Raw genomic sequence first — 18,646 nt, 5'->3', positions numbered from 1 at the left:
TATGAAGCGGAGCAGAAGGAGACATTGATGATCATCACCACCACGCCGACCATCGAAGGCCGCCGCATCGCCTCCTATCGCGGCATCGTTTCGGGCGAGGCGATCCTCGGCGCCAACGTGTTCCGCGATTTCTTCGCGTCCATCCGCGACGTGGTCGGCGGACGGGCCGGCTCCTACGAGCGCGTGCTGCGCGACGGGCGCGACACGGCCCTGCAGGAGATGATCGAGGAGGCCCAGCGCCTCGGCGCCCACGCCATCGTCGGCGTTCACCTCGATTACGGCGCCCTCGGCAAGAACGAGGGCATGATGATGGTGTCGGTCAGCGGCACGGCCGTGACGCTGGAGTGAGCGGCAGCGCTCACACCCGCTTCACGCCGCTCAACAGCCAGAACCCTGCGAGCAGGAACAGGATCAGCACCGCCGGACCGGCGGCCTGCGTCTGGAACAATGCCGTCGCCACGGCGACCGCGAGCGGCGCCATGAACGATGTGACCTTTCCCGACAGGGCGAGCAGGCCGAAATAGCGGCCCGCTTCCCGGGCCGGGACGAGCCGCGCCAGCAGGCTGCGCGAGGAGGCCTGGAGCGGTCCCGCCACGGCCCCGATCACGAGGCCGAGCAGCACGAACAGCTTTTCGGGCGCGGAGCCGTAGAGACCGTCGTCCGGCGCGGGCGGCGCGGTCGGCACAACGAACAGGATGTGGTCGCGCCCGAGCGACAGCACGCCCATGCAGACGAGGGCGAGGATCAGGATCGCGCCGAGGATCACCGGCTTCGCCCCGATGCGGTCGTCGAGCCGTCCGCCGACGAGCGCCCCGAGGGTGCCGGTGATCGTGAGCAGGATGCCGAAGATGCCTAGCTCGATGGCCTGCCAGCCGAACACCCCGGCCCCGTAGATGCCCCCGAAGGCGAAGAGCGCCACCAGGGCGTCCTGGTAGACCATGTTGGCGAGGAGGAAGCGGCCGACGCTCTCGTGCCGCCGCGCGTCCGCGATGGTGCTTTTCACCTGGTCGATCCCCTTCCGGGCCGCCTGGCCGAGGCTCATGGCCGAGCGCGGGATATCCGGCGTCACGAGGAAGAGCGGCAGCACGAAGACGAGGAACCACAGGGCCGAGAACGGTCCCGTGACCCGGTCGCCCTCGCGCGTCGCCGGATCGAGGCCGAACAGGGGATCGAGGCCGAAGACCGTCTTCATCGACACCGGATCGGCTGCGAGAAAACCGAGCACGATCACGAGCGACACGAGGCCGCCCAGATAGCCCATGGCCCAGCCGGTGCCCGAGAGGCGGCCGTAGCGTTCCGGCGGCACGAGGTGCGGGATCATGGCATTGTTGAACACCGCCGCGACCTCCACGGCGACGGTCCCGAAGGCGAAGCCGACGAGCGCGACCGCGATGGCGAAGGGCTGTCCCGGCGCCGCGTACCACAGGGCGAAGGACGCGACGAACAGCACCAGGCCGCAGGATGCGATCCAGGGCTTCTTCGGCCCCGTCGCGTCGGCAATGGAGCCGAGGACCGGCGAGAGAAAGGCCAGCACGAGCCCGGCCGCCGCCGTGGCATAGCCCCAAAGGCTCTGCCCGCTCACCGGATCGGGCGCGAGCGCGGAGGCGAAATAGGGCGCGAACACGAAGGTGGTGACGAGGGTGAAGAAGGGCTGGCAGGCCCAGTCGAACAGCAGCCAGCCGAGAATCGCCGGACGCGAGGCATTCCGCGAAGGCGCAAGAGGATCGATGGTTTTCAAAGGCATGGGTTTCCCGGCTGAGGCTCGGTGGTCTTCTATCACCAAAGCACCCTGCCGGAGGAGGCCTTGCCGTTCCGTTTCCTTGTCGGTGTCATCCCCGGCGAGCCGAAGGCGAGGGAAAGGGATCCACGGTCAAGCGCCGAGCGATGGATTCCCTTCCCCTCCGATGGCTCCGCCCTCTCCGGCCGGGAATGACACCCTCTCGCAGATGATCGCCTTCTACCGCTCCACCACCACCCGGGTCCCCACGCTCACCTGCTCGTAGAGATCGACGATGTCCTCGTTGAGCATGCGGATGCAGCCGTAGGACGCATAGGTCCCGATGGAGCTCGGGCGGTTGGTGCCGTGGATGGCGTATTCGTCGAGGTTGAGCGTCAGCGCCCTGGCGCCCATGGGGTTGTTCGCCGCGCCCCCGGGGATCACGTCGGGCAGGCGCGGGTTGTCCCGCTTGACCTCGGCGGGCGGGGCCCAGGCGGGACGGACGTATTTGCCGTCGATCCGCGCCTCGCCGAACCATTGCTTGCCGGGCTTGCCGACCGCCACCCGGTAGCGCAGGGCGGTCCCGTCGCCGCGCACGTAATAGAGCTTCCGTTCGCCGGTCTTGATCACGATGGTGCCCGGCGACACGCGCCCCTCGAAGGGCACGATCTCGCGGGCCGAAGCGACCGTTGCGGTGAAAGCGATGCCGATGACGGCCGCGATGGCGAATGCGGCGCGCGCGCCCATGTCCCGAACCCTCCTGCGAGTGATGCACGAGGGTGAGACGCGAAAGATAAGGCTACGGTTCCGCTTTCGTCTCTCACGTCATCACCGGCCTTGTGCCGGTGATCTCGATCGCATGAAGCACGGTGCCTTTCCGTATCGAGATGGCCGGGACAAGCCCGGCCATGAGGTGGAGGATAGGCGACCGGCTCACGCCGCCCGCGTGCGCTTATTCTGCCGGTTGTCGATCAGGTCGTCGACCACGCCGGGGTCGGCGAGCGTCGAGGTGTCGCCGAGCGAGCCGAACTCGTCCTCGGCGATCTTGCGCAGGATGCGGCGCATGATCTTGCCGGAGCGCGTCTTCGGCAGGCCGGGGGCGAACTGGATCAGGTCCGGCGAGGCGATCGGGCCAATCTCCTTGCGCACCCAGGCCACCAGCTCCTTGCGCAGGTCCTCGGACGGCTCCTCGCCGGCCATCAGGGTCACGTATGCGTAGATGCCCTGGCCCTTGATGTCGTGCGGGTAGCCGACCACGGCGGCCTCCGACACCTTCGGATGCGCCACCAGCGCCGACTCGACTTCCGCCGTGCCCATGCGGTGGCCGGACACGTTGATCACGTCGTCCACGCGGCCGGTGATCCAGTAATAGCCGTCCGCATCGCGCCGGCAGCCGTCGCCGGTGAAGTATTTTCCGGAATAGGTCGAGAAATAGGTCTGCACGAAGCGCTCGTGGTCGCCGTAGACCGTGCGCATCTGGCCCGGCCAGGAATCGGCGATCACGAGATTGCCCTCGGTGGCGCCCTCCAGCACCTTGCCGTCCGCGTCCACGATCTGCGGCTTCACGCCGAAGAACGGCCGCGTGGCGGAGCCCGGCTTCAGTTTCGTGGCGCCCGGCAGCGGCGTGATCAGGATGCCACCGGTCTCGGTCTGCCACCAGGTGTCGACGATCGGGCAGCGGCCGTCGCCGACCACGCGGTGGTACCATTCCCAGGCTTCCGGGTTGATCGGCTCGCCGACCGAGCCCAGCAGGCGCAGCGACTTGCGCGAGGTCTTCTTCACCGGCTCCTCGCCCGCCTGCATGAGCGAGCGGATGGCCGTCGGGGCGGTGTAGAAGATGTTGACCTGGTGCTTGTCGATCACGTCCCAGAAGCGGGAGATCGTCGGATAGGTGGGCACGCCCTCGAACATCAGGGTCGTGGCGCCGTTCGCCAGCGGCCCGTAGACGATGTAGGAATGGCCCGTCACCCAGCCCACGTCGGCCGTGCACCAATAGACGTCGCCGTCGTGGTAGTCGAACACGTATTGGTGCGTCATCGACGCATAGACGAGATAGCCGCCCGTGGTGTGCAGCACGCCCTTCGGGGTTCCGGTGCTCCCGGAGGTGTAGAGGATGAACAGCGGATCCTCCGCGTTCAGCTCCTCGTAGGGGCATTCGTCGGACACGAGCTCGGCCGCCTCGTGGTAATAGACGTCCCGGCCCGGCACCATGTTCACGGCGGATCCCGTGCGGCGCACGACGAGCACGTGGTCGACCACGCCCGGGCCGACGGTCTCGAGAGCCGCGTCCACGTTCACCTTCAGGGGCACTTTGCGGCCGCCGCGCAGGCCCTCGTCGGCCGTGACGATGAAGGCGGATTTCGCGTCCTGGATGCGGCTCGCCAGCGAATCCGGCGAGAAGCCGCCGAACACCACCGAGTGGATGGCGCCCAGCCGCGCGCAGGCTAGCATGGCGTAAGCCGCTTCCGGGATCATCGGCATGTAGATCGTCACCCGGTCGCCCTTGGCGACGCCGCGGTTGCGCATGATGTTGGCCATGCGGCAGACCTCCGCGTGCAGCTCGCGGTAGGTGATCTTTTTGGATTCGGACGGGTCGTCGCCCTCCCAGATGATGGCGACCTGATCGCCGCGGGTGTGGAGATGTCGGTCGACGCAGTTATAGGCCACGTTGGTGACGCCGTCCTCGAACCAGCGGATCGCCACGTTGTCGGGACCGAAATTGGTGTTCTTGATCCGGGTCGGCTGCTTGAACCAGTCGATGCGCTTCGCCTCTTCCGCCCAGAAGGCCTCCGGGTCCCTGACCGAGGCCTCGTACTTCGCGCGGTAGCCCGCATCGTCCAGATAGGCCCGATGCCGCCATTCCGCCGGCACGTCGTAGATCTTCTCGTCCATGGCGCTTCTCCCAGATGCTCCCATGATGGATTTAGAGCTAGGTTTACGGAAAGAGAGAGGGGCGGGGCAAGCGGAACGATGGTCGGACTTTGGTCGCTGCTTCTTTCGGGGAGGGGAGCGGGTGTTGTCCGGAAACGGTCTTCTCTCGCGTCATCACCGGGCTTGTCCCGTGATCCCCGATCCGAGAAGGTGCGGCGCTCCACCTGATCGGGATGGCCGGGACAAGCCCGGCCATGACGTGGCGGGTATCGCTCGCCGCCCTTCGGCCACCGCGAGCGGGGGACGGTCCTACAGCCCGCCCATCCGGCACACGATGGCCCATTCCTCGTCGGTCACCGGCTGTACCGAGAGGCGGGAGTTGTTGACGAGGATCATCTTTTCGAGTCCGGGCTGCTGCTTGATCTCGTCGAGGGTCACGGGACGTTTGAACGGCTTCACGGCCTTGATGTCGACCATGCCGAACTTGCCCGTCTCGTCCGTGTGGTCGGGGTAATATTCCCGGATCACCTCGACGATGCCGACGACCGCCTTGCCCTCGTTGGAATGGTAGAAGAAGCCCTGCTCGCCGTTTTTCATGGCCATCAGGTTCTGCTTGGCCACGTGGTTGCGCACCCCGTTCCAATGGGTGCCCTTGTCGCCTTCGGCGACCTGCTGGTCCCAGGACCAGACGGAGGGTTCGGACTTGTAGAGCCAATGGGCCATCGACGCTTACTCTTTTTGGATAGTGCATGATCTTATCGGAAAACCGGTATCCACTTTTCCGGATCATGCTTCAGTGTTCGGATTTGACAGGACGGTTCATCAGCGCATCGACCGCCTGATCGAGAGACCATGCGCCGGACAGGACCTGCTCGACCGCTTCCGCGATCGGCATGTCGACGTTCTTCGCCTTCGCCAGAGCCACGAGGGCGCTCGCGGTCGCGGCACCCTCCACCAGCTTGCCGCCGGCGGCGTCCGTGACGCTCATGCCTTGCCCGAGGCGCTGGCCGAAAGCGAAGTTGCGGGAATGGGCCGACGAGCAGGTGAGCACCAGGTCGCCGAGCCCCGAGAGCCCCATCAGGGTCTCGGCCTCGCCGCCATAGGCGCGGGCGAAGCGCAGGAGCTCCGCGAAGCCGCGGGCGATCAGGGCCGCCTTGGCGCTCTCGCCGAGACCTTTTCCGGCCACGGCCCCGCACGCGATGGCGAGCACGTTCTTGGCCGCGCCGCCGATCTCGACGCCGCGCAGATCGGTGCGGTGATAGACCCGCAGTGTCGGACCGGAGAGGGCGGTGGCCAGCGCCTCGGCCAGCGCCGCGTCCCGGCAGGCGAGCGTCACGGCGGTGGGCAGGCCGCGCGCCACGTCGTCGGCGAAGCTGGGGCCCGAGAGCACCCCGATGGGCGCGCCGGGGCGAACCGTTTCCACCACGTCGCAAAGGAAGGCCCGGCTGTCCCGCTCGATTCCCTTGGCGCAGAGCACAAGGGGCGTCGCCGCGGGCAGGACGACGCCGAGGGCCGCCGCCATCTCGCGGGTGGTCTGGGCGGGCGTGACGAGCAGCACGGCGTGGGCGGAAGCCAGATCGGCGAGAGCGGCGGTCGGCCGGGTGCGGGCATGGAGCCTCACGCCGGGGAGGCAGCGGTCGGTGGCGCGCGGCTGCGCCAGAGCCGCCGCGTGTTCGGGCGAGCGCATCCAGAGCACCACGTCGTTGCCCGCGATGGCGGCCGCGTTGGCGAGCGCCGTTCCCCAGGCACCCGCTCCGGCGATGCCGATGGTTTGAGCCTGTGCGGTCATGTCAGGACCGCCCCTGTCACGCCTTCGCCCCGGCCTCGTCACGGCTCGGGTCGAGGGGCCAGCGGGCGCGGGCCGGGGCCGTGATGTCGTCGATGAGGCCGGGGCGCATGCGCTCGAGGCCCGCCCAGGCGATCATGGCGCCGTTGTCGCCGCACAGGGCCAGCGGCGGGGCCACGAGTTTGAGGCCGGCTTCGACCGCGAGGCGCTGCAGCCCCTGGCGCATGGCCTGGTTGGCCGCGACGCCGCCCGCCACCACGAGGGCGGTCGGGTGTCCTGCGATCTCCCGGAAGGCGCGAAGCCCAACCCGGGTGCGGTCCACCACCACGTCCACGATGGCGGCCTGGAAGCCGGCGCAGAGATCGGCGATGTCGCTCGCCGTCAGCGGCGCGATCTTCTCCGCCTCGATCCGCACGGCGGTCTTGAGGCCGGAGAGCGAGAAATTCGGCTCCGCCCTTCCCTGCATCGGGCGCGGGAAGGCGAAGCGCTCCGGATTGCCCTTCGCGGCCTCCTGCTCCACATGCGGGCCGCCGGGATAGGGGAGGCCCAGCATCTTGGCGACCTTGTCGAAGGCCTCGCCGATGGCGTCGTCGATGGTGGTGCCGAGCCGCACGTAATCGCCGACGCCGCGCACCGCCACGAGCTGCGTGTGGCCGCCGGAGGCGAGCAGCAGCAGATAGGGGAAGCCGATGCCGTCGGTGAGCCGCGCGGTGAGCGCGTGGGCTTCGAGGTGGTTCACCGCCATCAGGGGCTTGCGGGTCACGAGTGCGATGGCCTTGGCGGTGGTCAGTCCCACCAGCACGCCGCCGATCAGGCCGGGCCCCGCCGCCACGGCGATGCCGTCGATGTCCTTCACGGAGCACTGGGCGCTTTTCAGCGCCCGGGCCACGAGCCGATCGATCACCTCCACATGGGCGCGGGCGGCGATCTCGGGCACGACGCCGCCATAGCGGGCGTGCTCGGCGATCTGGCTCAAGACCTCGTTGGAGAGGATCTCGCCGCGTCCGTCGAAGCCGACGCCGACCACGGCGGCCGCGGTCTCGTCGCAGGTGGTCTCGATGCCTAGAATGCGCATGATCGGGGGCCGCTCGATTAAGGTGTTGTCCGGGCTTCCGGCCCGGCGCTCCTCCCCCTATAGTCCGCCGCGCCGCACAAGATCAAACCAGATCGTTCAAGACAGGAGCACTCAGGCAGAATGGCCTCATCACCCACCCTGGTCATCGGTACGCGAGGAAGCCCCCTGGCCCTCGCCCAGGCCCACGAGACGCAAGACAGGCTGGTCGCCGCCCATGGCTGGACGGTGGAGCACCTGCCCCTGTCGATCATCAAGACCACGGGCGACGCCATTCAGGACCGGCCCCTGTCGGAGGCCGGCGGCAAGGGGCTCTTCACCAAGGAGCTCGACATCGCGCTCCTCGACGGCTCCATCGATCTCGCGGTCCATTCCGCCAAGGACCTGCCGACGGCCCTGCCGGAAGGGATCGTCATCGCGGGCTTCCTGCCGCGCGAAGACGTGCGCGACGCCTTCATCAGCTATCGCTACAAGAGCCTTGACGACCTGCCGCAGGGCGCCGTCGTCGGCTCGGCTTCCCTGAGGCGGCAGGCCCAAATTCGCCGCCTGCGGCCGGACCTCCAGGTCACGCTCATGCGCGGCAACGTGCAGACGCGGCTCGCCAAGCTCGAGCGCGGCGAGGTCGACGCGACGCTGCTCGCCATGGCGGGACTGCGCCGTCTCGGGCTCACCGATCACGTGACCACCGTGCTCGAAACGGACGATTTCCTGCCGGCCGTGGGGCAGGGCGCCATCGCGGTCGCGATCCGCGCCGACGATAAGCGGGTGAGCGCGGCGCTCGCGCCCATCCTCGACGCGTCGACCGCCCACGCGCCCGCGGCCGAGCGGGCCTTCCTCACCATCCTCGACGGCTCCTGCCGCACGCCCATCGCGGGCCATGCGCGGCTGATCGGCAATGAGCTCGAAATCCGTGGCCTCGTGCTGCGTCCGGACGGCTCCGAATGCCTGGAGGCCATCCGTCGCGGCTCGCCGGACGATGCGGTGGCGCTCGGGCGCGACGCCGGATCGGAGCTGCGCTCCCGCATGCCGCCGGACTTCCTGAAATCATGACGCGGATCCTTGTCACGCGCTCGGCCGAGGATGCGGCGCGCACCGCCGAGAGGCTCGCGGCGCTGGGGCATGATTCCTGCCTCGCGCCCGTTACCCGGATCGTCCCGACGGGCGATCCCGCTCCCGCCATGCCCTACGATGCCCTCATCGTGACCAGCGCCCATGCGGCGGATGCTCTCGCGGACCTGGACCGGCAGAAGCCCGTCTTCGCCGTCGGCGAGCACACGGCCGAGGTGGTCAGGGCCGAAGGGTTCTCCCGGATCTCCGTGGCGGACGGCGATGCGGTGTCCCTGTCGCGGCTGATTCGCGAGCAGCTGCCGCCGGGCCTCGTCCTGCTCCACGTGACGGCCCGGCACCACAAGGAGGAGCCGGCCCTGTCCCTGCGTCGGGCCGGGTTCACGGTTGTGCAATGGGAGGCCTATGAGGCGCAGGCCGTCGAGGCTCTGCCCGAGGCCGCCGTCGAGGCCCTCCGCACTGGCCAAATCGGCGCCGCGCTCCATTATTCACGGCGGAGCGCCGATCTCGTCGTCCGGCTGGTCGAGGAGGCGGGACCGGCCTCCAGCCTCCGGGCCTTTCCGCATTTCTGCCTGTCGGCCGATGTGGCTGCGCCCCTGCTGGCGGTCGGGGCCGAGGTCCGGACGGCGGAGGACCCGTCCGAGGATGCGCTTCTCAGGCTCCTCGATCCGCCCCGATGAGGGCCGGTGTCCGGAAGCTTTGCCATACGAGGCGGATCGTGGTCCGATGGGCCGTTCGTTTTTGGATCGCACAGGGAGGGAACGAAACGCTGCGCCCAAGCTTGCCTCAATTGCATTTCACATTGACCTTTTGAAGATCCCGCGCCCGACGCGACCCGTGCAAGAGTGACCCGTGACCGATTCATCTGATCCCCGACGTCCGAAATCGTCCCGCAAGAAGCCCTCGCGTGAGCCGGCGACCATCGACCTGAAAGCGACCGTGATCGACGAAGGCGCCGCCCCGGCCACCAGCCCGGGCGCCGAGGCCCGAGAAAGCATGGGGCAAGAAACCATGGGGCAAGAGACCATGGGACCGGACACGATCGCGGCCGAGGCTCCCGCCCAGGAGACGATCGTCGCGGGCGCGGCCCCGGAGACGAAGCCCGCCGAGACCATCGCGGCCGGCAGCGAGCCTCCGGCCGAGGACCTGGTCGCCTCGTCGGAAGCCACGCTCGATTCGGGAGCAGGCACCGATACGCTCCCGCCCGGAGCCTCCGACGGGGAGCCTGGAAGGTCGGATGCCAGTTCATCCGACAGCTCCTACCAGGAGCCTCCCACGTCGCAGGCGGGCCAAGAGACCGTGCCCCCGCGTCCGGTTCCCGAGCGCAGCGGCTCCGTCGGCGCCCTGATCGGCTCCGGCCTGCTCGGCGGCCTCATCGGGGCAGGCGTTCTCTATGGGGTGCAGACCTGGCAGGAACCACCGGGACAGAATCAGCCGATGGAACTGCGCCTCGCTCAGCTCGAACAGCGCGTCGGCGCCCTCCGGCAGCCGGCTCCGTCCGGGCAGCCGCAGGCCGACACGCAGGCGCTGGAGGATCGGCTCAAGGCGCTCGAATCGGCCCGGGGCGACCTGGACCAGCGGTTCCAGGCGATCCAGGACACGGCCCGGCAGGCGGCAAGCCAGGCCGAGGCAGCCCTGAACCGTCCCATGCCCGAAGCGCCCCAGCCACCGCCCCAGAACGAGGCGGCGCTGACCGACCTGTCCAACCGGCTGACCGAGCTGTCCAATGGTCTGTCGGGCCGTCTGGCGGGTCTGGAGGAGCAGGTCAAGGCGAACGCCCAGGGCGCGACGAATGCCGCGAATGCGGCCCAGCAGCTCGACGGTCGCATCGCGGACCTCGACCGGCGTCTCGCCGACCAGGACCGTCGCTTCAGCGAGGCGGAAAGGCGCTTCTCCGAGACGGAACGCCGGTTCACGGATACCGACCGCCGTTTTTCCGAACAGGAACAACGCCTTGCGGCTCTCTCGCAGCAGGCACAGGAGAGCACCCGGAACGCCGAGGCGGCGAGCCAGACCGGCACCAAGGTCGTCCTCGCCGGGCGGCTGAACGACGCCCTGAACAGCGGCACGCCCTATGCCGAGGTGCTCGACGGCGTGAAGAAGGCCGGGGCCGATGCAAGCCGCGTCGCTCCCCTGGAACCCTTCGCCCAGCAGGGCGCCCCGACGGCGGCGGCGCTCGCGCGCAGCTTCGATCCGGTGGAAACGGCGATCCTGCGCGAGAGCCGCGGTCCGACGAACAGCTGGTCCGACCGGCTCCTGCGCATGGCCGACCGGGTGGTGACGGTCAAGCCGGTGAACGAACAGGGCACCACGGGCGTTTCGGCTCTCGTCGTCCGCATCCGGCAGGCCCTGGAGCGCGGCGACGTGGTGGAGGCCGCAGCCGCCTGGGATGCCCTGCCCGAGCCGTCGCGGCGGCTCTCCGAGGAATGGGGCCGGCAGGTCAAGGCGGTCGCCGAGGCGCATCGCGCCGCGCAGGCGATCAGCTCGGACGCCCTCGCCACCCTCAACCGTACGACGCAATAAAAGGATCTGCCCCGCATGTGGCGCGCACTCGTTTTCATCGGTCTTCTCTGCGTCGCGGCCTTCGGCGCTGTCTGGCTGGCCGACCGTCCGGGGACGGTCCTGATCACCTTCGGTGGGTACGAGATCCAGATGTCGGTGGCGGTGGCGGCCATCGCGCTGGCCGGCCTGGCCCTGGCCCTGGCCCTGCTCTGGTCCCTGGTGACCGGCCTCATCCAGCTTCCCTCGCGCCTGACCTTCGCCTCGCGGGCGCGCCGCCGCTCCCGGGGCTACCAGGCCGTATCCCGGGGCATGGTGGCGGTCGGCGCCGGCGACACCATCGCGGCCCGCCGCTATGCCAACGAGGCGGAGCGCCTTCTCGGCAAGGAGCCGCTGACGCTCCTGCTCAAGGCACAGGCCGCCCAGGTATCCGGCAACCGCGAGGTGGCCGAAGCCGCCTTCCTGCAGATGATGGACGAGGACGAGACCCGGGTCCTGGGCCTGCGGGGCCTCTTCGTTGAGGCCCGCCGCCGGGGCGATGCGGCCTCGGCCCATCAATATGCCTCCGAGGCCGTGCGCCTGGCGCCGGCCGCCGCCTGGGCGAGCGATGCGGTCCTCGAAGCGCGTTGCGCCGACGGGGACTGGCGCGGGGCGCTGGAGACCGTGGAACGGCGGACCTCGCTCGGCCTTCTCGACAAGAAGACGGCCAGGCGCCATCAGGCCGTCCTGCTCACGGCGGACGCGCTGGAGCGGGTGGATCGCGATCCCGACGGCGCCCTGAGAAGCGCCCAGGATGCGGTGAAGCTCGCGCCCGATCTCGTGCCCGCCGCGGCGCTGGCCGGCCGCCTGCTCTCGCGCAAGGGTGACCTGCGCAAGGCCGCCAAGGTGGTGGAGACCGCCTGGCGCAGCCTGCCGCATCCGGATCTGGCGGACGTCTACCTGAACCTGCGGCCGGGCGATTCGGGCCTCGACCGTCTCAAGCGCGCCGAGACCCTCTCCCGCCTCTCCAACGGGGCGCCGGAAGGACGGCTCGCCGTGGCGCGGTCCGCCCTCGAAGCCCGCGAGTTCGACCGGGCGCGTGATGCCCTCGAGCCCCTGCTGCGGGACCGGCCGAGCATGCGGGTGTGCCTGCTCATGTCCGATCTGGAGCAGGCGGAGCACGGCTCCACCGGCAAGGGACGCGAATGGCTTGCACGCGCGACCCGCGCGCCGCGCGACCCGGCTTGGATCGCCGATGGGGTCGTGTCCGACCACTGGGCGCCGGTCTCGCCCGTCACGGGCCGCCTCGACGCCTTTGTCTGGCAGGCGCCTCCGGATGTGCTGATCGCACCCGAACTGACCCTGCACGACGACGTGACGGGGGATCTCGACGACGAGGTCAGGGCGCTGCCCATCACGGCCACGGAAGAACCCGCTCCGGCCCCTGCGAGCGAGCCCGTCGCCGCACCTGCCTCCGAGCCTCTCCCAACAGGGACCAAGGCCGAGGCCGCCGTCGCCGGGCCGGTCAAGGCGGACGCAAAGCAGGACCCACCTGTCCATCAGCCCGAGCCCGTGGTTTTCCCGGCCACGCCGCCCGACGTGCCCAAGCCCGAGGATCAGGCGTCCGCACGTCGCAGCGTTTTTTCGGTCTGGTAAGCCATTCCGGCCTTCCCCTCCCTTGCCAAGCGGCGGGGGAGCGGGTAAGAGGGCGCCTCTCGGATCGCAGAGTCGCGATGCCGCAATAGCTCAGCTGGTAGAGCACCTCATTCGTAATGAGGGGGTCGGGGGTTCGAATCCCTCTTGCGGCACCATCTTCTTCCTTGATTGACAAGGACTTAGAAGTGGGTTGCCCTTGTGGCAGGTTGCATTTATGTGTTCGGGAGTACCGGAGCGGCGCTCAATAAAGGCGCTGCTCGATCAGGTTAGGGGCCATAGCTCAGCTGGGAGAGCGCTTGCATGGCATGCAAGAGGTCGGCGGTTCGATCCCGCCTGGCTCCACCAAATCTGATCCAGAGATGGAGCGTGCGGGTGTAGCTCAGGGGTAGAGCACAACCTTGCCAAGGTTGGGGTCGAGGGTTCGAATCCCTTCGCCCGCTCCAATTTCTTCCACCATGGTCATTCTTCGACAAGGCGCCCTCGGGGCGCCTTTCGCGTTTTGGACCGGCGCAGCCAAACGGACCCGTTCCAGCGATGGAGCGGGTCCGCGGTGACTCGAGGTCACACGTCATTGACGTTCATCCGGCTCAGCCGGTCAAGGAATCCAGATTGTCGAGCTGAAGGGTGCCTCCAACGCTCAACGTCTCGACGCGGAGGGGGTCTTCAGCCCAGGCGATATCGCGATGCGAGCCTCCATCCGTTCAAGCCGGGGCGGGTGCCCGGCTCATCGATCTCGCGGAACAGGCTTCGGTCAGGAACCCGCTCGAACGAGCATGCCGTTCCGCTCTCTGCGACGGGCCTTCTCCAGAAGAGAGATGATGACCCGTCATGAGGTAAAGAGCTCTCGCGCCCTGCTTGTTTCAGCGTAGCGGAAAAGAAAAACCCGGCTCACGAGGGCCGGGCTCTGGAGGTTCAGGTTCGAAAGGAGGGGACAGGCTCCGCCTTAGGCCGCCTTGACGTCCTGGAGGAAGATCGCGACCTCGCGGCCGAGATCGTGCGAGTGGCGCGACAGTTCCTGGGCGGCGCCGAGCACCTGGGAGGCGGCCGAGCCGGTCTCGCCGGCGCCGTGCTGCACGTCCTCGATGCTGCCGGTGACCGCCTCGGTGCCGCGCGCCGCCTCCTGCACGTTGCGGGCAATCTCGGCCGTGGCCGCGCCCTGCTCCTCCATGGCGGCCGCGATCGAGGTCGAGATCTGGCTCATCTCGGTGATCGTGCGGGCGATCTCCTGGATCGCCGCCACCGTCTGCTGGGTGGCCTGCTGCACCGAGGCGATCTGGCTCGAGATCTCGTCGGTCGCCTTCGCCGTCTGGCTCGCCAGCTCCTTGACCTCGGTGGCCACGACGGCAAAGCCCTTGCCGGCCTCGCCGGCGCGGGCCGCCTCGATGGTGGCGTTGAGCGCCAAGAGGTTGGTCTGGCCGGCGATGGTGTTGATCAGCTGCACCACGTCGCCGATCTTGGCCGCGGTCGCGGCCAGGTCCTGCACCGCCGCATCGGTGCGGCGGGCGCCCTGCACGGCCCGGTCGGCGATCTGCGAGGACTGCGCCACCTGGCCGGCGATCTCGCGGATCGAGATCGACAGCTCCTCGGTGGCGGCCGCCACCGTCTGCACGTTGGCCGAGGTCTGCTGGGCGGCGGACGAGACGGTGACGGATTGCCGGGTGGTCTGGCCGGCGATGGCGGTCATCGACTGGGCGGTGGCCTCCATCTCGGTGGCGGCCGAGGACAACCCCTGCGTCAGGGCCGAGACGTTGAGCTCGAAGCGCTTGGTGATCTGATCGAGCACCTCGGCGCGGCGCATCTTGGCCTGGTTCTCGGCCTCCTGCGCGGCGGCGAGATGGCGAGTCTCGATGGCGTTGTCCTTGAACACCTGCAGCGAGCGGGCGAGCGCGCCGACCTCGTCCTTACGCTCCGTGCCGGTCACGTCGACCGACAGGTCGCCATTCGCCAGGCGGCTCATGGAACCGGCAACGCCGTTCAGCGGACGGGCAACGCCATAAACCATGATCGCCGCCAGCAGGAAGGTGGCGAGAGCCAACCCGATGACGGAAGCGGCGATCAGCTGCGTCGATGTGAACGAGGCGAGATCGGCCGCTTGGTTCTTCTCCCGGTTGAGGGCCTGGACGGTGGCGTCGATCCTCTGGTCGAGCGCCTGCATGGTCTTGTCGCGCAGGGCCTGTCCTTCACCCGTCGACAGCTTGAAAGCTTCCTCGCTTTCGTTGAGCTGCGTGTGGGCGATGCTCCGGCCCATGACGGCAAAGTACTCTTCGGCTGTCTGCTTCAGCGCCTCGTTGGAGCTGCGGATCCCGGGCGTATCGGACAGGGCGATGAGAGCGTCGAAGTCCTTGAGAGCCGCAGCCTTCGCCTTCTTGAAGAGCTCGTCATAGACCAGGATCTGTTCGACCCGCGTCTCGATGATCAGGTTCTTTTCATGGATCGCCGCTTCATTGACGTTCGCCTTGGCGCTGAGCGCCGTGCTGCGCCGTGCGGCCTGCACATCGACGATCTGCTGGGTCGCGCCCGCGAGCGTGTCGAGGCTCGACTTGGCGAAGACGATCAGTCCGATCGTCACGGCGATGAACAACGCCACCGGAATGGTCAGTTTGGTAATCAGCTTGAGATTGTTGAGCGCTCTCATCGTCGTCTCGTTGTCCTGTCCGCATTCCCGCGGAGGAATTTCAGGCTTCCAGGAATTATCTCCTGGAGCTTGCGCCAGGCTGAGTTACCGCCGGGAGGTAAATGGGCCTCGATGTGAAACGAAAGGGCCGCTGCGAACAGCGGCCCTTTGATCCTGCGAGGTCAGGGCTGTTGCCTATGCCGCCTTGACGCCCTGGAGGAAGGTCTCGACCTCGCGGCCGAGATCGTGCGAGTGGCGCGACAGCTCCTGGGCGGCGCCGAGCACCTGGGAGGCGGCCGAGCCGGTCTCGCCGGCGCCGTGCTGCACGTCCTCGATGCTGCCGGTGACCGCCTCGGTGCCGCGCGCCGCCTCCTGCACGTTGCGGGCAATCTCGGCCGTGGCCGCGCCCTGCTCCTCCATGGCGGCCGCGATCGAGGTCGAGATCTGGCTCATCTCGGTGATCGTGCGGGCGATCTCCTGGATCGCCGCCACCGTCTGCTGGGTGGCCTGCTGCACCGAGGCGATCTGGCTCGAGATCTCGTCGGTCGCCTTCGCCGTCTGGTTGGCCAGATCCTTCACTTCGGACGCCACGACGGCGAAGCCCTTGCCGGCCTCGCCGGCGCGGGCCGCCTCGATGGTGGCGTTGAGCGCCAAGAGGTTGGTCTGGCCCGCGATGGTGTTGATCAGCTGCACCACGTCGCCGATCTTGGCCGCGGTCGCGGCCAGGTCCTGCACCGCCGCATCGGTGCGGCGGGCGCCCTGCACGGCCCGGTCGGCGATCTGCGAGGACTGCGCCACCTGGCCGGCGATCTCGCGGATCGAGATCGACAGCTCCTCGGTGGCGGCCGCCACCGTCTGCACGTTGGCCGAGGTCTGCTGGGCGGCGGACGAGACGGTGACGGATTGCCGGGTGGTCTGGCCGGCGATGGCGGTCATCGACTGGGCGGTGGCCTCCATCTCGGTGGCGGCCGAGGACAGCCCCTGCGTCAGGGCCGAGACGTTGAGCTCGAAGCGTTGGGTCAGCCGGTCGAGCATCTCGGCCCGGCGGGTCTTGGCATCGGCTTCCAGGGCGGCGTGCTCATCCGCCTGCTTCTTCGCGATCAGCGCGTCCTTGAACACCTGCAGCGAGCGGGCGAGCGCGCCGACCTCGTCCTTGCGCTCCGTGCCGGTCACGTCGACCGACAGGTCGCCATTCGCCAGGCGGCTCATGGAACCGGCAACGCCGTTCAGCGGACGCGTGATAGCCATCACGACGATGGAGCCGAGCAACGCAATGGCGATGCTCAGACCGATGACCGACGATACGATGAGCGACATGGAGGTCTTGGACGCCAAGGCTTCCGAGGCGTCCGATGCGTCATCGAGCGCCTTCTGGTTGACGGCGATGCGCTCGGTCAGGAGGTTGCGAACCTTCATGCGAAGATCGCGCCCTTCGCCGTTGGAGATCTGGAGGGCGGAGAAATCGTCGTCCTGCATTCCGTGGGCAACGCTCTTGTCCACGAGAGCGAAGTAATTGACGAGAGTCGCCTTGATGTTCTCGTTGATGGAGCGGCGTTCCGCAGAGTCGGAGAGGTCGAGCAGCTCATCAGCATTCTGAAGCGCCAGCTTCTTGTATTGCTCATAGACGGCTTCTGCGCTCTTGAGTCGGTCCTGCTCCGTCGACGAGAACAGGATCAGGTTCTTTTCCTGCAGGCCGGCCTCGTTCACTTCGGCGTTGATATTCAAGAGGGTGATCAGGCGCGCGGCTTGGACATCCGCCAGTCTCTTTGTGTCGGCGCTGAGGGAATCCAAGCCGTTCTTTGCAATTGCAATCAAGCCGATGGCGATAGCGACAAAGATGGCTGTCGGAATCGCCAGTTTGACGACCAATTTCAAGTTATTCAGAAAACGCATGATCCCTCGACAACCTGCCCGCAGCCCCGCGGGAGGCGCACGCCCCCACGACGCGCTTACACAGGTTCTCTATTTATAACTGTCCTATGTTATGGACCGCATTACGGGAAATTACTTATAAAGATCATTTTTAATAATAAAATGTCACGTCTTTCTGAAGTTTTGTTAATAGAATTTTCATATTTCGCTGAGCTGTAACCCTTCAAGACTATGCCTCGGCTCAGCCTCGTCTTTGCCGAAGTCGCGTCGACATACTCCCTGCCTGAGCAACCTCGGTCCAGGCCGGACGTTGGACCGAGGTTCAATGGCTAATGGGCCCCGAAGACTTCCGGAGACTCTGTCGCTAACGAGGCGCTGCGAACCCTGCTTCCTCGAAGGTGAACAGCCCAAGGCCTGCGCGGACCTCGTCCAAGGTGGCTTGGGTTCGCTCCCGGGCCGCCGAGGTGCCGGCCCGCAGCAGGTCCAGAACATAACCGGGGTCGCGCTCCAGGGCTGCGCGACGTTCCCGGATCGGCGCGAGAAGGGATTGAAGGACATCGTCCAGGCGGCGCTTGACGGAAGCGTCGCCGAGACCTCCCTGGCGGTACCGCGCCTTCAGCTCTTCGACGGCCGCACGATCCTCGTCGAAGGCGTCGAGATAGGTGAAGACGACGTTGCCTTCCACCGTGCCGGGATCGGAGGCGCGCAGGTGATTGGGGTCCGTGTACATGCGCCGCACGGCATCGCGGATCTCGTCGGGCGTGGCGGACAGGGCAATGGCATTGCCCTGGGACTTGCTCATCTTCGCCTTGCCGTCGACGCCGGGCAGGCGCCCGACGGATGGAATCAAGGCCCGTGCTTCGGGAAGCACATCGCGGCCGACCTGCCGGTTGAGACGGCGCACGATCTCGTTGGTCTGCTCGATCAGCGGAGCCTGATCCTCGCCGACGGGAACGACATTCGCCTTGAAGCCGGTGATGTCGGCCGCCTGCGCGGCCGGATAGCACAGGAAGCCCGCGGGAATATCGCGCCCGAAGCCGCGCGCCTGAATCTCGTCCTTGATCGTCGGATTGCGCTCGAGGCGTGCGACGGTGACGAAGTTGAGATAGAGAAGGGTCAGTTCGGCCAGTGCCGGCAGGCCCGATTGCACACAGATCGTCGTCTGGACCGGATCGATGCCGACGGCCAGATAATCGAGCGCCACCTCCAGCACGTTCCGGCGCACCTTGGCGGGATCGGACGCATTGTCGGTAAGGGCCTGCGTATCGGCCAGAAGCAGGTACTGCCTGTGGCTATGCTGAAGGGCGACCCGGTTCTTCAGGGATCCGACATAATGGCCCAGATGAAGCGGACCGGTGGTCCGGTCTCCGGTCAGGATGACGGGGCGATGGTCGATGTCGACGGACATAGGGCTTCTCCAGATGAGAGCCGCCGTGACGAAGGAATGGATCGAAGAACAACGAACGATGCCTGCCGCGCACGGCGGCTACGTTCGTTGCAAAAAACATAACGACG

At 67.7% G+C, this 18,646-nt stretch carries 14 protein-coding genes and 3 tRNA genes; 8 read left to right on the top strand and 9 right to left on the bottom strand.

Annotated elements, in window-relative coordinates; all coding sequences use genetic code 11:
- Positions 1-27 precede the first annotated feature (27 nt).
- Positions 28-348, top strand: coding sequence for a heavy metal-binding domain-containing protein (locus H0S73_RS02845; protein ID WP_036346496.1), 321 nt, complete (start codon positions 28-30; stop codon positions 346-348).
- Between the two features lie 10 nt (positions 349-358).
- Here the strand turns inward: H0S73_RS02845 and H0S73_RS02840 are convergent, their stop codons facing one another.
- The 6 genes from H0S73_RS02840 to tsaD form a co-directional block, all read right to left on the bottom strand.
- Complete coding sequence (locus H0S73_RS02840; protein ID WP_181050736.1) at positions 359-1,744, bottom strand: MFS transporter; 1,386 nt, start codon at positions 1,742-1,744, stop codon at positions 359-361.
- Between the two features lie 213 nt (positions 1,745-1,957).
- Positions 1,958-2,464, bottom strand: coding sequence for a L,D-transpeptidase (locus H0S73_RS02835; protein ID WP_181050735.1), 507 nt, complete (start codon positions 2,462-2,464; stop codon positions 1,958-1,960).
- Positions 2,465-2,650: 186 nt separating this feature from the next.
- A complete protein-coding gene (acs, locus tag H0S73_RS02830; RefSeq protein WP_181050734.1) occupies positions 2,651-4,609 on the bottom strand; it encodes an acetate--CoA ligase in 1,959 nt (652 codons plus the stop codon).
- A gap of 288 nt (positions 4,610-4,897) precedes the next feature.
- Positions 4,898-5,311, bottom strand: a complete 414-nt coding sequence (locus H0S73_RS02825) for an EVE domain-containing protein (RefSeq protein ID WP_181050733.1) — start codon at positions 5,309-5,311, stop codon at positions 4,898-4,900.
- 70 nt (positions 5,312-5,381) lie between these two features.
- A complete protein-coding gene (locus tag H0S73_RS02820; RefSeq protein WP_181050732.1) occupies positions 5,382-6,377 on the bottom strand; it encodes an NAD(P)H-dependent glycerol-3-phosphate dehydrogenase in 996 nt (331 codons plus the stop codon).
- Positions 6,378-6,393: 16 nt separating this feature from the next.
- Positions 6,394-7,449, bottom strand: a complete 1,056-nt coding sequence (tsaD, locus tag H0S73_RS02815) for a tRNA (adenosine(37)-N6)-threonylcarbamoyltransferase complex transferase subunit TsaD (protein ID WP_181050731.1) — start codon at positions 7,447-7,449, stop codon at positions 6,394-6,396.
- A 120-nt stretch (positions 7,450-7,569) separates the two neighbouring features.
- Here tsaD and hemC point away from each other — a divergent pair, with 120 nt between their 5' ends.
- From hemC to H0S73_RS02780, 7 genes are all read left to right on the top strand, one after another.
- Positions 7,570-8,496, top strand: coding sequence for a hydroxymethylbilane synthase (gene hemC / locus H0S73_RS02810; protein ID WP_181050730.1), 927 nt, complete (start codon positions 7,570-7,572; stop codon positions 8,494-8,496).
- A complete protein-coding gene (locus H0S73_RS02805) occupies positions 8,493-9,191 on the top strand; it encodes a uroporphyrinogen-III synthase (RefSeq protein ID WP_181050729.1) in 699 nt (232 codons plus the stop codon). Before hemC ends, H0S73_RS02805 begins: the two co-directional genes overlap by 4 nt.
- A gap of 172 nt (positions 9,192-9,363) precedes the next feature.
- Entirely contained in the window at positions 9,364-11,034 is a 1,671-nt protein-coding gene (locus H0S73_RS02800) for a hypothetical protein (RefSeq protein WP_181050728.1), read from the top strand.
- A 15-nt stretch (positions 11,035-11,049) separates the two neighbouring features.
- Positions 11,050-12,645, top strand: a complete 1,596-nt coding sequence (locus tag H0S73_RS02795) for a heme biosynthesis HemY N-terminal domain-containing protein (RefSeq protein ID WP_181050727.1) — start codon at positions 11,050-11,052, stop codon at positions 12,643-12,645.
- Between the two features lie 79 nt (positions 12,646-12,724).
- Positions 12,725-12,800: transfer RNA gene (locus tag H0S73_RS02790), tRNA-Thr, on the top strand.
- A gap of 114 nt (positions 12,801-12,914) precedes the next feature.
- Positions 12,915-12,990 (top strand) — tRNA-Ala (locus H0S73_RS02785).
- Between the two features lie 23 nt (positions 12,991-13,013).
- A tRNA-Gly gene (locus H0S73_RS02780) sits at positions 13,014-13,088 on the top strand.
- A 500-nt stretch (positions 13,089-13,588) separates the two neighbouring features.
- Here the strand turns inward: H0S73_RS02780 and H0S73_RS02775 are convergent.
- The 3 genes from H0S73_RS02775 to trpS form a co-directional block, all read right to left on the bottom strand.
- Entirely contained in the window at positions 13,589-15,280 is a 1,692-nt protein-coding gene (locus tag H0S73_RS02775; RefSeq protein WP_181050726.1) for a methyl-accepting chemotaxis protein, read from the bottom strand.
- A 174-nt stretch (positions 15,281-15,454) separates the two neighbouring features.
- Entirely contained in the window at positions 15,455-17,152 is a 1,698-nt protein-coding gene (locus H0S73_RS02770; protein WP_181050725.1) for a methyl-accepting chemotaxis protein, read from the bottom strand.
- A gap of 343 nt (positions 17,153-17,495) precedes the next feature.
- Positions 17,496-18,539 carry a tryptophan--tRNA ligase gene (gene trpS / locus H0S73_RS02765; RefSeq protein WP_181050724.1) on the bottom strand — a complete coding sequence of 348 codons (1,044 nt, stop codon included), beginning with the start codon at positions 18,537-18,539 and terminating at the stop codon, positions 17,496-17,498.
- Between the last annotated feature and the right edge of the window lie 107 nt (positions 18,540-18,646).

The sequence above is a fragment of the Microvirga mediterraneensis genome (assembly GCF_013520865.1).
GTDB lineage: Bacteria > Pseudomonadota > Alphaproteobacteria > Rhizobiales > Beijerinckiaceae > Microvirga > Microvirga mediterraneensis.
Note: the sequence above shows the minus strand (reverse complement) of the source record. Positions and strands in the feature narration are given on the sequence as shown.

Bases quoted from the DNA above. Each gene is read 5' to 3' on its own strand.
- H0S73_RS02845 (WP_036346496.1), top strand. From the start codon at position 28: ATGATCATCACCACCACGCCGACCATCGAAGGCCGCCGCATCGCCTCC.
- H0S73_RS02840 (WP_181050736.1), bottom strand. From the start codon at position 1,744: ATGCCTTTGAAAACCATCGATCCTCTTGCGCCTTCGCGGAATGCCTCG.
- H0S73_RS02835 (WP_181050735.1), bottom strand. From the start codon at position 2,464: ATGGGCGCGCGCGCCGCATTCGCCATCGCGGCCGTCATCGGCATCGCT.
- acs (WP_181050734.1), bottom strand. From the start codon at position 4,609: ATGGACGAGAAGATCTACGACGTGCCGGCGGAATGGCGGCATCGGGCC.
- H0S73_RS02825 (WP_181050733.1), bottom strand. From the start codon at position 5,311: ATGGCCCATTGGCTCTACAAGTCCGAACCCTCCGTCTGGTCCTGGGAC.
- H0S73_RS02820 (WP_181050732.1), bottom strand. From the start codon at position 6,377: ATGACCGCACAGGCTCAAACCATCGGCATCGCCGGAGCGGGTGCCTGG.
- tsaD (WP_181050731.1), bottom strand. From the start codon at position 7,449: ATGCGCATTCTAGGCATCGAGACCACCTGCGACGAGACCGCGGCCGCC.
- hemC (WP_181050730.1), top strand. From the start codon at position 7,570: ATGGCCTCATCACCCACCCTGGTCATCGGTACGCGAGGAAGCCCCCTG.
- H0S73_RS02805 (WP_181050729.1), top strand. From the start codon at position 8,493: ATGACGCGGATCCTTGTCACGCGCTCGGCCGAGGATGCGGCGCGCACC.
- H0S73_RS02795 (WP_181050727.1), top strand. From the start codon at position 11,050: ATGTGGCGCGCACTCGTTTTCATCGGTCTTCTCTGCGTCGCGGCCTTC.
- H0S73_RS02775 (WP_181050726.1), bottom strand. From the start codon at position 15,280: ATGAGAGCGCTCAACAATCTCAAGCTGATTACCAAACTGACCATTCCG.
- H0S73_RS02770 (WP_181050725.1), bottom strand. From the start codon at position 17,152: ATGCGTTTTCTGAATAACTTGAAATTGGTCGTCAAACTGGCGATTCCG.
- trpS (WP_181050724.1), bottom strand. From the start codon at position 18,539: ATGTCCGTCGACATCGACCATCGCCCCGTCATCCTGACCGGAGACCGG.